General features: G+C 56.4%; 10 protein-coding genes. 2 read left to right on the top strand and 8 right to left on the bottom strand.

All coding sequences use genetic code 11. From position 1 onward, the window contains the following. Position 1: 1 nt before the first annotated feature. From Poly41_RS09235 to acs, 7 genes are all read right to left on the bottom strand, one after another. The gene (locus Poly41_RS09235) at positions 2-1,012 is read right to left on the bottom strand and encodes a hypothetical protein (RefSeq protein ID WP_146525597.1); all 1,011 of its coding nucleotides are present in this window, start codon (positions 1,010-1,012) and stop codon (positions 2-4) included. Beyond that, on the bottom strand, positions 1,009-3,402 hold the full coding sequence (locus tag Poly41_RS09230) for a glutamine amidotransferase (protein WP_146525596.1): 2,394 nt from the start codon (positions 3,400-3,402) through the stop codon (positions 1,009-1,011). The genes Poly41_RS09235 and Poly41_RS09230 overlap by 4 nt, the downstream gene beginning before the upstream one ends. Before the next feature lie 2 nt (positions 3,403-3,404). Next, complete coding sequence (locus tag Poly41_RS09225; RefSeq protein ID WP_146525595.1) at positions 3,405-7,112, bottom strand: DUF4175 family protein; 3,708 nt, start codon at positions 7,110-7,112, stop codon at positions 3,405-3,407. Further along, on the bottom strand, positions 7,105-9,213 hold the full coding sequence (locus tag Poly41_RS09220) for a BatA domain-containing protein (protein ID WP_146525594.1): 2,109 nt from the start codon (positions 9,211-9,213) through the stop codon (positions 7,105-7,107). The genes Poly41_RS09225 and Poly41_RS09220 overlap by 8 nt, the downstream gene beginning before the upstream one ends. Next, positions 9,210-10,211, bottom strand: coding sequence for a DUF58 domain-containing protein (locus Poly41_RS09215; RefSeq protein ID WP_146525593.1), 1,002 nt, complete (start codon positions 10,209-10,211; stop codon positions 9,210-9,212). The genes Poly41_RS09220 and Poly41_RS09215 overlap by 4 nt, the downstream gene beginning before the upstream one ends. Further along, a complete protein-coding gene (locus Poly41_RS09210) occupies positions 10,208-11,224 on the bottom strand; it encodes an AAA family ATPase (protein WP_146525591.1) in 1,017 nt (338 codons plus the stop codon). The genes Poly41_RS09215 and Poly41_RS09210 overlap by 4 nt, the downstream gene beginning before the upstream one ends. 503 nt (positions 11,225-11,727) lie before the next feature. Then, a complete protein-coding gene (gene acs / locus Poly41_RS09205; protein ID WP_146525589.1) occupies positions 11,728-13,689 on the bottom strand; it encodes an acetate--CoA ligase in 1,962 nt (653 codons plus the stop codon). A gap of 31 nt (positions 13,690-13,720) precedes the next feature. Between acs and Poly41_RS33885 the strand changes: the two genes are divergently transcribed. Both Poly41_RS33885 and Poly41_RS09195 read left to right on the top strand, forming a co-directional pair. Beyond that, positions 13,721-14,674 carry a methionine-R-sulfoxide reductase gene (locus Poly41_RS33885; protein ID WP_197231173.1) on the top strand — a complete coding sequence of 318 codons (954 nt, stop codon included), beginning with the start codon at positions 13,721-13,723 and terminating at the stop codon, positions 14,672-14,674. Between the two features lie 88 nt (positions 14,675-14,762). Beyond that, positions 14,763-15,353 carry a pyroglutamyl-peptidase I gene (locus Poly41_RS09195; RefSeq protein WP_146525588.1) on the top strand — a complete coding sequence of 197 codons (591 nt, stop codon included), beginning with the start codon at positions 14,763-14,765 and terminating at the stop codon, positions 15,351-15,353. A 112-nt stretch (positions 15,354-15,465) separates the two neighbouring features. Here the strand turns inward: Poly41_RS09195 and Poly41_RS09190 are convergent, their stop codons facing one another. Next, positions 15,466-16,584 carry a calcium/sodium antiporter gene (locus Poly41_RS09190; protein ID WP_231615531.1) on the bottom strand — a complete coding sequence of 373 codons (1,119 nt, stop codon included), beginning with the start codon at positions 16,582-16,584 and terminating at the stop codon, positions 15,466-15,468. Positions 16,585-16,622 lie beyond the last annotated feature (38 nt).

The raw sequence follows: 16,622 nt of genomic DNA, 5'->3' as shown, positions 1-16,622 counted from the left end.
ATCACTCTCTCAGATGGTTGTGAGTGCCGCCTTCGGCGGCTTGGTAGATGATTGCCAATCGAATCATCAAGGGTTCGATTTTACTCAAATAATCATCCAATGACATCGATTCCTTCGCTAAACGCAATTGATCAAGCTGGTTTTCGATCTGGTTTCGTTCTTCTGCCGCTTCCGCGGACAGTCGCAAGGCATTGGCGCTGGGCGATAACGTCATTCGCGACGCGACTTTTCCATCCAATTTTTCCTTATCGTTTGCGGATGGGATGGGTCGTACGCCACGAAACCTTGTCGCAGGGGTCCCGAGGCCGTCGCCGTTATCATCGATCAGAGCATGTTCGGTGCTGATTCGTGCGGCCGAGTCATAGAAGGCTTCGACGTCCGCACTTGCTCGTAAAAAGGCTTCATGAACGGATACTTCATGATCATGGTCCAGGTCCGAATCCGCCGACGTGACCGCCTCAGCAAAGTATTGACCAAAACGAGCAAAGTTTTGTTCGCTGCCACTTTTGGTCGCCGTCACGATGACACGTTTGGGACCCGACAATTGGTTGATAAACGGGCCGCTCGAAGAAGTGCAGTTGACGATCACCATGGGACGATCAAACCGCTTGACCCAATCGGCCATCTCCGTTGCCGAAACATCGGGCCCTCGTAGGTTAAACTTCGCCTCGTTTCCAGCAAACGTTCCATGGCCAATCAGCACGATCCAGATGGGGATTTCCGAGCTTGGATCCAGTGCTTCCAATGCAGCTTTCAGACGCTGGCGATCGCTGGGGTCGTCCTGCGTGGCTTGGCCGATGGTCGTCAACTGGGCGGACACCCTGGTCGCGACTTGCGTCCATTGGCCAACCCAATCACGAAATTGCTCGCCATACTGGTCGGTTCCGTCGGCACCGACAACGACAATCAACTCGACGTCAGCCGGTGTGGTTGTATCTGCACCACTCAGGTCGCTGGCTGCGGAAAGGAAGAGGACCAAAGCCAAGTGAGCCCATCGGAATGAACGTATCATGCTAATCCCTTCCATCGCCGCAGTCCCCACTCGCTACACAAACAGAGCATGGCCAACATCATGACCCAACCGCGATGCCACAAAGGGTACACCCAGGTTTCGTTGACCGGCATTTTTCGATTAGGTAAATCGTTGACAAACGCGTCCAATTGATCGTCATTGACAACTTCGCCGCCGGTGTCGCTGGCAATTTGTTCGAGCCGTTCGCGATGGATTCGTAGTTCTTTCCACTCCGCCGCATCCGGCTGAGCGGTCCATCCGGTCGCAGCCGTTCCGACACGGCTTCCATCGGCCGCCCTGACCGTCGCATCGACACGATAGGCTTGCGGTTCCTTTGACCAGTAATTGGCTTTGTAGACGCCAGCCTCCGAATCGTCCGCGTCAGCAATCATCTCGAAAGCCTCACCACCGAGCGGCGTGACCTTCAACGTCACTTTCGCGTTGTCCATCGGCAAGTAGCCTTCATCTCGCACGGTCACGATCACATCGGCGGGTTGGCTGGGATCGGGATTGACCTTCACGGTCGCCTCGACTCGGCGCGGTACATCACCGACCAACCAATGCGCAAGTTGACGCCAAGTTTGCGCCGGGTCATCTCGTTGATCTTGTCTGCGTCGCATCGACCAGCGCCACAAATCACCAATCGGCATCGCAGCGGTGCGTCCTTTGCCAAAACGTTGGGTGACAAGTGCCGGCGCCGATTTCCGGCCAGCCAGCGGAACCACTGCTAACGTGGAGGCACCCGGTTTCGGATCACCAACAGCATTGAGCGTCGTGAAGGGGGGCATCGCTTTGAGCCGATCCTGTTCTGCCTCTTCCTTGTCACGCAGTCGTACCCAAGGTTGCAGCATCCCCTCGCGAGTGATTTCGATACGGTAGGCTCCTGGACGACTTTCGTTGTCACCGCGCGCCGCGTAGACCGCCGACAAATCGCCAAGCGGGCTATCTGCAAACGCTTTTCCGGCGAAGGACTCTTGACCGCCGAGCATCAACAACCCACCGCCGCGTGATCCGACGAACTCCCGCAGCAACAGCAATTGATCCTGAGAAAAGAAATCGGACTCAATGTCATCCAAAATCACCGCCTGATACGCGAACAGCTCATCGGCAGCTTCAGGAAAACCATCACTCAACTCCTCGGATTCCTTGACTCCCAAACGGATCATCACCGCTTCGTCATACTGCTCAGCGATTTCCTCTTGGTCGTCCCCCAGTCCTTGGAACAACGGGTTGCTACGAGAGACACCCTGATCGCGAAAACTAAACTTGAGCTCTTTCTTAGCGATTCGCATTAACCCGACCAACTGAATTTCTGCATCCTCCGATAGCGCCCGGCGCAGGAATTTGAACTCCCAATTCGGTCGCCCAGCAACATACAGAATACGGTAAGGCCCTGATTTTCGATCAACGGTAATGATCCGCTCATTGTTGACAAGCGTCGCTTCGGTCGTTGTCCGCGGCAGCGACGTTGCGGTCGTCGCTTCGACCGCTTCACGGTCTGCTTCGGTAAAGACAACGGCGCGATAGAACAGGACACCGCTGGATTTTGGACGAAATCGAAACGTCACTTCGACCGGTTGTCCCGACGCCTCGGGGACAACCGATTGTTCCTCGATCAGCGTCCCAGAGCCGATTTCACGAAGTTGGACGATCAGTTGCGTGCTTCCCATCGCGACGCTTTCCACTTGAACACGCAATGTCATCGGCGCCGATTCGAAATCCGTTTGCCTGACGCTGACATCCGTAATGCGGACATCGCGGATGTCGCTTTCTCGACGGGGAAGTACCGGATAGACGGGAAATCCTAACTTGGACCAATCAAAATCGGCCGTCGGTGTGTCGGTGACGTTGCCGTCCGTAAAAAGCAAGACGCCGCCAACCGGACGAGACGCAAATCGAAGCCCCAATGCCTCGATGCTGGCTGAGAGTGACGTCGCATAGCCATCGAGTGGCAAATCGAACGAACCCGACGAGATGCTCTTCAGACGTGAATCGAACGAGTAACGTCGAACATCGAAGTCTTGTTCTAGTCGGTCGACCCAGGTGTTGCCGCTGGTCAATAAACGCTGAGCGCGTTCGCCGCGACTCTCCGAAGCATCATTGGGTTTCAACTGCATGCTTTGACTGTTGTCGACGATGATTGGAAAGACGTTCGACTTCGGACGAGGCCGAGTCCCATTTTGCATCGGCTCGAGTAGACAAACCGCGATCAAAGCGATGGCGAGAATTTTGGAAATCGCCGCGAGCATTCCGACCACGCCGACAGGTCGATTCCGTGAGTAGTTCCAGATCGTTAACGCGGTCAAGACGACGGCGACGCCGATGACCGGAATCATCCAATCGGCCGACCCCCAAAAGATATCGGCAAGCATTTCGATCGTCGCGATCATCACTAGCGACCACTCCCCAAGTTTTCGTAATAGCGGCGAACAGCATCCGAATACTGGTCCGGTACAGGGTCGCGATCGATTGGGACGAGCGAGTTCTTTTCCGCAGAACGACGCATCAGTTCCTCTTGAACATCACGGCGAAGTTCTCGAAGCGGCTCGGCAATCATTTCGTCGACAAGATCCCATTGAGGATTCTTCGATTTGCGTTGTAGATCGACCCGCACGTCACGCGCCCGATCGCGAATGCGGTTTGCACGCGAACGAAGTTCCGGTGAATCAAGCATTTCTTCGACATCACGCAAGCGGTCCGTCCATTCGCGAAAGCCATCACCGGTCAGTGGGGATCCACTGGCCGATTCATTCGGGCTATCGGCCGCGAACTGGCTTAGCCCCCCGCTACGCGTTCCCGATTGTTGCGATTGGGATTGTTGCTGTTGTTGTCGTTCTGAGGTCGGTTGGCCCCCATCGCTGGGCTGCGAACCGTCGCCGGGTTGTTGGGATGGACCATTTCCAGGTGTCGTCGGGGGGCGCTGATCCCCTTCGCTTCGCGGGTCACCTTGGGACTGCCCAGCATTCTGCGACTCGGTCGATTGAGAATCGTCTTCACTCCTTTCCCCGCTTTCCCCACTCGATCCCTGCTGCGGTGAACGCCCTTGCTGGGGCTCGTCGGCTTGGTTCGATTGAGGATTTGGGTTGGACGGGTCATTGGATGGCGAAGACCGTGCGGATTCCATTTCCTTTTCCAAATCTCGGGTCAGCTGTTCCAATTCTCCGAGCGACCGCCGGAGCCCTTCGGTCTCGTCGCCGAGCACGGCGGTGGCTGCGGCTTCAAGATCCTCACGTAGGCCCTCAATCCCTTCTGCGGCCATCTGTTCCGTCTCTTGAGCTTGTGCGGCGTAGCCTCGTCTCAGCAGTTCGTTGGTTTGTCCCAAACGCCGGTCGATTTGCCGCTGTTCCGATTGTCGGAACGAATCGTACAACTTTTCGGCCAATAGCGGCTCGGCGTCCTCGGCTTCTTCGACCGTTGTCTGCATTTGCTGCTGCAGCTCCGACAACCTCTTTCGTTGTTCCGCGATCTTCGCTTCGATTTCTTGACGGCTCTCCCCTTCACGCAGTCCCGGCGTGGGTTGCTGTTCCGATTCGGTCATGGCCTCTGACAAGGCACGTTGTTTCTCGTCCAACTGCTGAACCTGATCGCGCATTTGTCGAACCGCATCATTGAATTGACCAGCGGATTGACGGCGAAATTCATCTCGCATTTGCTCGAACTCGCGTTCCGCTCGCTTGCCCGAGGTGAGTGCCTTGGATGCGTCGTTTTGCTCAAGGGCTTCAGCAGCTTGGCGAACGTTTTCTCGAGTTTCTTGCAATTGCTGATTGGCTTGCTGCATCGCTGCTTGATTTTCGGGTTGCTGCATCCGTTCCGACAACTCATCCGTTTCCCGCAGCATGTCTTGTTGCTGTTCTCGAAGTCGTTGCAACTGTCGTTGGACCTGCTCTTTCTGCTCAGGAGTCTTGGCTTGCTCGAGTGCCGATTGCAGCTGAGCCAATTGCTCGTTCAAGTCCTCTTGTCGGCGAGCCAGTTCCTTGAGCCGACTTAGGATTTGGCGGTTCTCGCGTTCGGCTTGCTCTTGAGGATCGTTCGCTTCGGCCTGGTTTTGCGTTTCATAACGATTTTCATTTTGCTCTAACTCAAGATCATCCAGTTGCTGTTGGCGTCTTTTCTGCGAGGCGCTTGAACTGCTGCTCTGGTTTTGTCTTTGAGAACGCGTCACCTCAAACTCTCGAGCTCGCAACTTCAAGAGCCCCGAATAGCTTGCTTGTTCTGCTGACAATGCTTGTTGCAAGGGTGAAGTCTTGTTGTCCCCCAGCGCAATCTCCAATTGCGTAACCGCCTCACTCATCTGGCTTCGAATGCTGTCGGCGATCGCGATCGATTTGGCATCGCTAAGCTTGGAAGCCAAATCTTCCAGCAATCCGAGTGCTTCGCGTTGTCCCTCGACCAATAAGGCAACACTCTCGCCCGCCCCCTCGCCAAGTTGATTCTCGGTTTCGTCGCGGATCACTCGCCAAGTCGCATTCATGACTTCTTTTTGAAGTTCCGCCAATTCTTCCGCCTCCTGGCCATTGGGGCTTTGCTGCGCCGATGGCGGACCATTGGGTGGTGGTTCTCCTTCACGAAAAATTTGTTCGAACGGGCGTACTTCGGCAAAGTACATATCGCTTTGTGTCCTGCGTGGCTGTCCATCCGGTCCGATATCTTCGGCCCAAAAATGATAGGCAAACAATTGATCGGGTTCTGCTTTCAGCTTTTCGAATTCAACGAGGTGTTCGATTGTTTCGGTCGCGCCGCGCGGGACATCGCGTTTTAAAATGATCTCTTCGTTTTGCCCCGCAAACGTATAGGAAAGTCCGGCCCGCTGAACACCAAAGTCATCGCTGGTTTCGACGACGATCGGAAACTCTTCGAGCGGCGACACCGTTGCATCGCCTGCTTGCTTTAGTTTGAGTTCGGGGGCCTGGTTGGGCAAAACGGTAGCAACCCATTGCGGAGGGTACTTGTTTTCGCGGCCAGCATCGTCAATCAGCCGCACCTTGAATCGGCGTGTTTCATCCATGGTGAACCCCACCGACCACGTATTGGTCGTGTCCTCCGTTGCTACCAGAGGTAACGTCACTCCGTCTTCTGCAATCAGTTCAGCGGTGCGAACCGACTTGTTCAAGAAGCAGGTCCAGGTCAATTGGGTTCCTTCCACCGCAGCGACTCGGACGGTGTCTTCAATGTGCCTCGCGGGCAACCCCGTGTAATCAGGAAACTCCAAATCAGCATCACTTCTCAGCACGGCGGGGAAATCGAAGACATCGACCGAATAGGTGTCGCTTGTCCAAACAGGCGTGGTGATCCGATAATCAAGCGGTGCATCCACCGCAGCGATGAATGCCGCTAAGATCGGATCGTTTAAGTTTTGAGTCATCGTTAGCCGCCGTTGGGTGCCGTCCTTTGCGGTCAACAACAGCTCGCCATCGGTTGGAGCGACCTCATCGCCCTGTCTACTCTGACCTTTTCCACTCGAACCTCGTTCAGCGCCGGACCGTAGCCCCTCGAATCGCGCCGTAATGACCAAGCTGCTGCCGCGTTCAATTTCCGTATTTCCAGGTTCGACGGTCACGTTGAGAGGCATGATGCGTTTGGAACTGGCTCCGGCGTCGCGGGTCAACCCTTGCGAAATGAAAAGGGTCGCGAGCACGGCCCCCATCATCACGGTCGCACTGGCACCTAACAGCCGGCTCATGACCAATTGACCGCTTGGCACGGTGTCGGGCCAGCGATAGATTCGAGAGTGGTCGTAGGCTTCGCGAACGACTTGCCGTTGCAGAAAACCGAGTGGCTCGGTTTGGTTCGCTAGGGTCACCGCGGTTAGCAAGCGCTGCTGCAGGCTGGGAAACTGATTTTCGATTCGCGTGGCAATGCCACGCTCGTTTGTATAACTGCGTCTTGACAAAACGTAGGCCAGCAAGAGTCCAAGCATGCCAATGGCGGCCAAGGCGATCGCCGAGTTTGAACCTGAAATTTGTCCCGAACGCGCAGCGGGTAAAAGCATTGCGCCGACCACAGCAACGGCCATCGCAATCACCGCGGCTGACCAGCCAAAACAGCGTTTGCGAAATCGGTCGGTGACTTGGTCGATCCGATGGCGTAGTGCATCACTCATGAGCCAATCCTTTTCTGCGACCGCTGTAGAGGGTTTCGGCGGCAATCAACGCTAACGCCGCTAAAATGAGCCATTGCCAAACCTTTTGGCTTTTTTCGAGTTCCACGTCACGTAGTTGACGTGCATGGGTTTCCGCTTCCGCTACCGACGTCGTCTTGCCTGTCACGACACCGAACCGTTGCAGCGAATCGAAGTCCATCGGATCGGTTTGACTTTCGGCCGGGTCCAGGTTGACGGCAAACCGGTGACGGTCGTCGCCATCGACGTATTGATAAACCCCAGGCCGGTCGATCTGTTCCGCCGTTGATGTCGAGGCGAAATCGAAAGTCGAACCGTCTGGTTTGACGATTTTTGCGGTCGGTGTGGGGGCGAAGGAAACGGGATCGCCTACGAAATAGGAGGGACGGGTTGCCGGTCCACGCCGCCCGGCCTCGAAAAACTGAAACATCAAGGGGATAAACTTCGTGGACAAAGCCAACTGACTGACCCGCGGTTGCCAACCCGCGGTCAAAATCCAAACGCGTCCTTGCCCCACCTCGATCTCGACAATCGCAGGATCGCCGTCGTCGAAGGTGGCCAAAACGCTGGCCGACTCGGGGATCCCTTTGATGGTTTGGTGAGCCCAAAATCGGATCTTGGAAAAATCGTTGAACTGGGGATCGGACATCGTCAAAAACAACGGATGGTCAAATGCGATCGACGACAGCATCACATAGTCATCGATTTTCGCCTCCGACACCTGGATCGGATCCACCGCGGCGACTTGAGCGATGGACGATGCCCAACGAGCGTTCTGATCGGCAAGGACCAATAAAACGCTGCCACCGCGTTCGGCATAGCGGTGAATCTGGGTTGCCTCCGCTTCGGTCGCCGGCTTGCTCACGACGACCAACGGAAGGGGCGTCTCATCCGCCTCGAGCGTTGGAAACGTCTCGACTCGCTCGGTTGATACGGTACGCCGCGAGTTGGAAAAAGGGACACGGTTCAAATAGTAAAACAAGCTATCCCGAGGCGCGGTTGTGTCGGAATCGTCGCCGAGATAGAGCACTCGCGCGAGTTCGATTTTTGGGGCGGCAAGGAACCGCTGATTGTCGAACGGATGATCGTCGCCGCGAAGAACCAAAGACGTCGTCTCGGGTGTCGCCGCAGGCACCATGAGCACACGCGACTGGCCGGGCGGAACGGTAACGGGAATCTCGGATCCGGCGGAAGGTTTGTCCGTTTGCCATGAGAGGCGAAATTGTGATTGTCCGGCGTCGGCCGAGTTCGACACACGCACTCGCGTACGGTCCACGCCATCGTCTCTTTTTCGGTTGGCAGCGGGATCGTTCACGTCGGACAACACTTGCGCCCAGGCGTTCGTTGCCTTTGTGGGTTGAACCCGTCGCAGATCAACCTTGATTTGTTCTGGCCAACCGTAGGACTGCAAACTCTCGATCTCGCTGCCCGATTGCAGGTCGCTGACGAGAACCAAGGTCGCTTGCGTCGGCAGCGGGTCCGTACTGGTTTCCGCGTCGGCCTCTTCATCGGCTTGCATCTGCAACACGACATCGGCGCTGTACCGCAAGGCTTGGCCCAACTGCGTCGCTCGCCAGGAGGGTTTCAGTCCGTTGACCCTTTGCATTGCCGCATCCCGCCGTTGCGGAGGGGTCAGACTCTGCGATGGGTCGTAGCGAAAGACCTGTTCGGGGCGGTTGTCGAAAGTGACGATCGCCAATTGATCCCCAGGCCCAAGTTCCTCGATGAATTCCTTCGCGATACGGACCGCGCTCGACCAGATTCCGGCTCGCTGCATCGAAGCACTGGTATCGATCATCAAGACAAAGCGGCGGCCGAACGACTTGACATCGGCATTGTCAGCCGTTCGAAAGAAGGGCCGCGCAAACGCGGCGGCAAGCAGTAGGATTGCCAATGCACGCATCAAAAGCAGTGGCCAATTCTCCAACCGACTGCGGCGAGTCAAGCGTGGTGGTGTCGGCCGCAGAAACATCAACGAACTGAACGACACCGAACCTTTGGGTTGTTGGCGAATCAGGTGAAACAGGATCGGCAGTCCGATTGCCAACGCACCGAGAAAGAAAACGGGCGCAAGCAGACTCATTTTCCACCTCGTTCGCTGTTGACGGCACCACGAGCCGAACGAGCCAGCATCCCTGACCGGGCGGTACCACGCGTCCGACGCTGTTGCGATTGGACCAAATGGAACAACGAATCGTCGAGCGGTTGGTCGGTTACCATCATGTGCAGATCGACGGCCAGCGAATCGCAAACCTGTTGCAATTGATGTTTGTGTTCGTCAAACGCCCGTTGATAGACATCGCGAGCCGCATCGGGATCGAGATACATCTCGCGGCCCGATTCCATATCGACCACCATGCTTGGTGCATCCAAATGGAACGTGACCTCCGAGGGGTCGAGGATCCGCAGGATGCCGACCTCATGTCCGCGCGATCTCAAGTAAGCCAAATTGGTCCGCAGCGTGTCAACGGGTGTCAGTAAATCGGAGATCAAGATCACTAAACCGCGTCGGCCCACCAGGGATGCAATCTGTTTCAGCGGAGCATCGATATCCGTTCCTTTACCGCTCAGAGGACGAGACAGAACACCCAGCAGCTGATGCAAGTGTCCCGGTCGACGGCGAGCGGGAATGTAGTCGGCAACTTGTTCGTCGAACGTCAACACGCCAACGCTGTCTCGCTGCAGCGTTAAGAAGTAGGCGAACGTCGCAGCCAAGGTTCTGGCATAATCGATCTTGGAATACTCGAGCGACCCGAACCCCATCGATTGGCTTTGGTCGACCACCAAGTAGCAGCGGCGGCTTGTTTCGTCTTCAAACTTCTTGATGAAGTACCGATCGCTCCGTGCAAACCGCTTCCAATCGAGTCCACGGAGGTCATCGCCAACCGAGTAGGGACGGTATTCGGTAAACTCGACCGACGATCCGTGCAGTGGACTGCGGTGCAGGCCATTGAAAAAACCTTCGACGATCGTTTTAGCGCGAAGTTGCAAATTCTTGATTCGCATCACGGCCGAAGGATCAATCGAACCACGCTGCATCGGCGTGGACGCATCCGATTGGGGGCTTGGGATAAGGGTCATTCGTTTCCGGTTGTCGAGACGGTTTCCAGCAATTGATCAATGACATCTTCGATGGTGACACCCTCGGCTTCGGCCTTGTAGCTCAGCAGCACCCGATGTCGAAGGGCAGGATGAGCAAGCGCTCGGACGTCATCGTGCCGAACGTGCGCGTTGCCGGCCAGCAGGGCTCGCGCTTTTGCGCCAAGCACCAGCGTCTGTGCGGCGCGAAGTCCGGCCCCCCAGCTAACCCAGTGGTTGATAAAATCGGGCGTGCCCTCACGTTCGGGCCGTGTCGAGGAGGCCAGTCGGACCGCATAGGCGCCCACCTCTTCGGCAATCGGGACGCGGCGGACGGCTGCGTGGAACCGCATCACATCCTCGCCGGTAAAAAGCGGCTCGATCGGTTCGGAACGCCCCGAGGTGGTTTGCATCACGACCGCCAATTCTTGGTCCCTGGGAAGGTAGTCAATCAGGACGTTGAACATGAACCGGTCGAGTTGAGCCTCCGGCAAAGGGTAGGTCCCTTCCATTTCGATCGGGTTTTGAGTCGCCAGCACAAAGAAAGGCTCATCAAGTTCATAGCGATGCCCGGCTGCGGTGACCTGATGTTCCTGCATCGCTTCGAGCAAGGCGGCCTGTGTCTTGGGTGGCGTGCGATTGATCTCGTCCGCCAAAATCACATTGGCAAAGATGGGGCCTTTCACGAACGTCATGCGGCGGTGACCATCGGCGGCATCTTCCAAAATTTCCGTTCCCGTGATGTCAGCGGGCATCAAGTCGGGAGTGAATTGGATTCGCTGAAAATTCAGGTGAAAGATCTTGGCAACGCTGCGCACCAGCAACGTCTTGGCTAACCCTGGGGCTCCGGTAATCAAGCAATGACCGCCGGCCATCAAACAGATCAACAACTGTTCGATCACATCATTTTGGCCGACAATGGCTTTCGACAACTCGGCGGCAATTCGATCGCGTCCTTCGCGAATTTGATGGACGACTTCCGCTTCTTGTTCCATGGACAACGTTTCGGTGCTCATCGAGTTCCCTTATTGAATCGATCGACGCTCTAAGTCGATCGACGATGTGATTCGACACTTATCGGTTTGGGCACCACACCGAGCCTTCCGGGTGGCCTGACGAATCGATAGTAAGACGTCTTGAAAAGTGGGGCGCGCGTTCTGCGCCCTCCCCCTCGCTGCGTTCGACCCCTCCCGCTTGCGGGAGGAGTGGATTACCTCTCCCTTGGGAGAGGTCGAGCGCAGCGAGGGAGAGGGTTTCTTGGCACCCAATTGACTTGCTCCCTACGACCCCTTTCGAATCGTTGATACTATCCATCGGTCTCCAAACTTGCACCGATTCGTCAGGCCGAGCATTCCAGCGGGTGCCAAAACATTCGTCATTATATCGCCAATGGCAACCGAGCGGCGTTTTCTCTCGAAACGGCCCAAACGCACCGTTCTGACGGCATTTCAGGCCGTCGTACGCCGGATGGGTTCACGAAAGGTCTCCTTCGGATATTTCGGGCGGCTATTTTTGCGGCTCAACCTTCATCGTCGCGGAGTTTGGCGAGGACCGTTAGGTCTTCCAGGGTCGAGGTGTCTCCCGCGACCTCGTTTCCGGATGCAATGTCTCGCAACAATCGACGCATGATCTTGCCACTTCGAGTCTTGGGCAGCGTTGAGGTGAATCGCAAGTCATCGGGTTGAGCGAGTGCGCCGATCTGTTTCCGCACGTGCAGCAACAGTTCTTGACGCAATGCCTCGTCCGGTTCTCGGTCGCGGATGGTGACAAAGGCCGCAATCGCCTGGCCTTTCAGTTCGTCCGGTCGACCCACAACCGCCGCTTCGCAAACCGCTTCGTGACTGCACAAAGCACTTTCCACTTCGATCGTGCTGAGCCGATGTCCTGAAACGTTGATCACATCGTCAATGCGCCCCATGATCCAGTAATAGCCATCGCTATCTTTCCGCGCATTGTCCCCGGTCAGGTATTTACCGGGCACGGTCGACCAATACTGTTGCACGAAACGATCTTCGTCACCCCAAATACCGCGCAACATTCCCGGCCACGGTTTGGAAATGCAGAGCATGCCGCCATGTTGGTCGTCCACCGCATTTCCTGTCTCGTCCACAATCACAGGCACCACGCCCGGCAACGGACGGGTACACGACCCTGGTTTGGTGGCGGTGATCCCCGGCAACGGGCTCATCATGATGCCGCCCGTTTCGGTTTGCCACCACGTATCGACGATCGGGCATCGCTCGTTACCGATCTTTTTGTGGTACCACATCCATGCCTCGGGATTGATCCCTTCACCGACGCTACCCAGCAATCGCAAGCTCGACAAATCGTGCTTGTCGACATGCTCGTCCCCCCATTTAATGAAGGCCCGAATGGCGGTCGGCGCGGTGTAGAGGATGGTCACTTTGTACTTTTCAACCAGTTCCCAAAACCGATCTTCGGCGGGAAAGTTTGGCGCGCCTTCATACATCAAACAGGTCGCCCCAGCCGACAAGGGGCCATAAACGATGTAGCTATGTCCGGTGATCCAGCCACAATCGGCGGTGCACCAAAAGATGTCGTCCTCGCGATGGTCAAAAACCCACTCAAACGTTCGTTTGGCCCACAAATTGTAACCCGCGGTGGTGTGACGGATCCCCTTCGGTTTTCCCGTGCTGCCGGAGGTGTACAGGATAAACAGCGACGCTTCGCTATCCATCGGCACAGCGGGGAAATCATCGGATTGCGTATCGACCACATCATGCCACCAAACATCGCGCGGCTGTGTCATCGAAACGTCGTCGTTGCCCACGCGACGGAGTACCAGACAATGTTCGACCGTCGGCGATTTGGCGAGGGCTTCATCGACGGTTTCTTTTAGCGGCAACACCTTGCCGCGACGATAAAGTCCGTCGGCGGTGATCACCAATTTTGCTCCGGCGTCATTGTTGCGATCTGCGATCGACTCGGCACTGAAGCCCGCAAAGATGACGGAATGGACGGCACCAATGCGGGCGCACGCCAACATCGCGATCGCCAATTCTGGCGTCATCGGCATGTAGATGCTGACGACGTCGCCTGCGGAAATCCCCAGTTGTTTTAGTCCCGCTGCACACTTGCTCACTTCGCTGCGAAGCTCCGCATAGCTGAGCGTACGCTCGTCACCCGGTTCACCCTCCCAGATGATCGCCGTGCGGTCGCCGCGGCCCGCGTCAATGTGCCGATCCAAACAGTTGTAGCTGGCGTTGGTTTTGCCATGAACGAACCACTCCGCGTGGGGCGGGTCCCAGCGGCAGACTTCGTCGAACGGTTCGAACCAATGCAGATGCTCGAGTGCTTCGGATCGCCAGAACTCTTCCGGTTGTTCGGCGGCCCGACGGTACATCGATTCATATTGTGCTTGCGATGAAAAGACCGCTTGCTGAGAAAACTCGGCAGGGGGCGGGAACAGCCGATCTTCGATCAAAACATGGTCGATTTGGCCTGAGGAGGAGTCAGTCATAGAAACGCTTTCCAGAAAAGATGAAGTCAAAATGAGATTTCCGTCGCGCGGCTCGCCCGCAACCGGTTCCAGCGATGGATGCCCGCGACCGGCCGGATCCGAAAAACCACCGCAAAACCAACCTTCTACCTACGGCAACAGCCGTGGCGGGTTCAAAATCAGTGTAACGCAATTTCCAAAGCGATTGGGATTCCAGGCGACGGGGCCACGAGACTTGGCGGTTAAGATAGAATACTTGCGACGAAGCATTGTCCGCCTTGACCCAGTGACAGGAATAAATCGATTGCGAATTGTCTGCCTACTCTTGATTGTCGGATCGCTGGTGGGCGTTGGCTGTGACGCCAAGCTGCGGTCGACCAATGCCACCGGAGCGGACGGGGCCACCGGAGCGGACGGGGCCACCGGAGCGGACGGTCAAGCAAACAGCGGAGCGGCGGGAACGCTGTCCGAGCAAACGGCCGCTGGACCGACCGTGGCACCGCCTCAGGCCGAGACCACCGCGGCCCCTGCTGCCGAACTTGAGCAAACTACAACGCAAACCACGAAGGAACCCATGAAGGAATCTATGAGCGATTCTGAGAACGCAAGCAAAGCCAACTACAATCCGCTGACGGCCGAAGAGGCTCGCGTGATCTTGCACAAAGGGACCGAAGCGCCGGGGATCGGCGAGTACACGTCCACGAAGGATCCGGGAACCTACATTTGCCGTCGCTGCAACGCACCGCTGTACCGCTCGGACACCAAGTTCGAGAGCCATTGTGGATGGCCCAGTTTTGACGATGAAATCGACGGTGCGGTCGACCGGCACACCGATGCCGATGGCCGACGCATCGAAATTGTTTGCCACAATTGCGGCGGGCATCTCGGACATGTGTTCGAAGGCGAGCGTTTTACGCCGAAAAACACGCGGCATTGTGTCAATTCCCTCTCGATGCGGTTCATTGCCGAGGGTAAAGAAGTGCCGCCAACGATCACCGAGGAATGAGGTTTCCGCCCCGCCACTCCCTTTTGTGAACTATCATTGTGGGTCGTCAGCCTTTATCGCCGGATCGTTTTTCAGTGGATTGTGATTTGTGACTCGCGTTCTTCTCACCGCGTTCGAGCCGTATGATCGGTGGCCAGAAAACAGTAGCTGGCTAGCGCTCGTCGAGTTGACACGATGGTACGATGGCCACGCCGAAATCGTGACCCGTCGCTATCCGGTCGAGTTGACGGGGATGAGCGAACGGCTGAAGAAGGATCTGCAGGACGACTACGATCTCGCGATTCATCTTGGCCAATCCCCAGGATCCACCCTGATCAAGCTCGAGTCGATTGGTTTGAACGTGCGCAGCGACGGCACCGTTTTGCTTGACAATTCACCCGCTGCCTACCGATCCCCACTGCCGCTCGATCGGTGTCAGCGTTCGCTTGTCGATGCGGGAATCCCCTGCGAGGTCTCACATCACGCGGGAACGTACCTTTGCAACGCCGCCTTGTACCTCAGCCAGCACTACTCGCGTTCGTTTGGGATGCGAACTCAAAGCGCATTCATTCATCTGCCGCTTTCCCCCGCCCAAGTCGCGCGCGACGGCGAACGCTTAGCCAGTATGAGCACACCGATGGTGAGTGCGGCGTTGGCGATGATTGTCGAACAACTGAACCAATGTGTGATCAGCGCTTAGCATCGCGGGGTCAATAGCGAACGTCGTGGACTTCGCCAGAAGTCCCTAAGAACATTTGAGTTACCGATTTCTGGCGAAATCCACTACCCCCAAATTTAATGCTGACGGTCCACTAGCTTGTTTTTTTCGACCGTCGCTTTTTTCGTCGCGTTACGATCGAAACGATCACGGGAACGACCGTCAGCGGAACGACGACCCAGGTGAGAAGCAGCGAAGCTCGTGGTGGAGAGAGCGGGTTCTTCGCCGTGAAGACAACGAATGCGTTGTAGGTGGCGTAGTAGAGAAGAAACAGTGCACCTTCCCAGCGACGGATGATATTGCCGTCCATGAAAACCGGTAAGCAGATGACGGCGACGGCAACCATCACCGGAATGTCGAATTGGATCGCGGATGACGCCACGTTCACGCCTGCCGGCGATACAGTGGCTGTCAAACCGAGAACGCAGAGCAGATTGAACATATTGCTGCCGACGACGTTTCCTACCGCAATATCGCGTTCGCCACGGTAACTGGCGACAATCGACGTCACGACTTCCGGAAGCGAAGTGCCGATGGCGACGATTGTCAACCCGATCACTAATTGGCTGACCCCCAATGCCGTCGCGATCGTCGTTGCCCCGCCGACCAACCATTTTGACCCCAGCCCAAGCAGCACCAATCCCCCGACCACAAAAGCGACGTTCAAAAGAAGCGATTGCTGGGTCGATAGCCCCTTTTCTAACTCGGGTCGATGCGGAAAATCCTCGGCAAATTCTGGTTTGGCGTTTCGATTCTCACTGCGACTCTTGCGAATACAGTAGGTGATGTAGGCGATCAAGGAGCCGAATAGCAGCAGCCCCTCGCCGCGTGAAATCGATCCATCGGAGGCCATGAACCAAACGGTGATCGACGAAACAATCATCACCGGAACGTCAAGCCGCACCAATTGACTTGAAACGACCAACGGTGTGATGATCGATGCCGCCCCCAAGATGAATAGAACATTGATGATGTTGCTGCCGACGACGTTGCCCACCGCGACGTCTGCGTTGCCACTCATCGCCGCTTGCAAACTCACCCCGAGTTCTGGCGCGCTGGTGCCAAAGGCTACCACCGTCAAACCGATCACCAAGGGCGAAATCCGTAGCGTCGCGGCAATCGCTACCGCACCGCGAACCAATAATTCGCCACCGCCGACAAGACAGGCAAGCCCCAGCGTTAACTGGCACGCCACCCACATCGATTCGCTCAAGCTTGTGTTCTTTCAAAAAGAGTCATCATTCAACACAT

The sequence above is a fragment of the Novipirellula artificiosorum genome, from assembly GCF_007860135.1.
GTDB classification, from domain to species: Bacteria; Planctomycetota; Planctomycetia; order Pirellulales; family Pirellulaceae; genus Novipirellula_A; species Novipirellula_A artificiosorum.
Note: the sequence above shows the minus strand (reverse complement) of the source record. Positions and strands in the feature narration are given on the sequence as shown.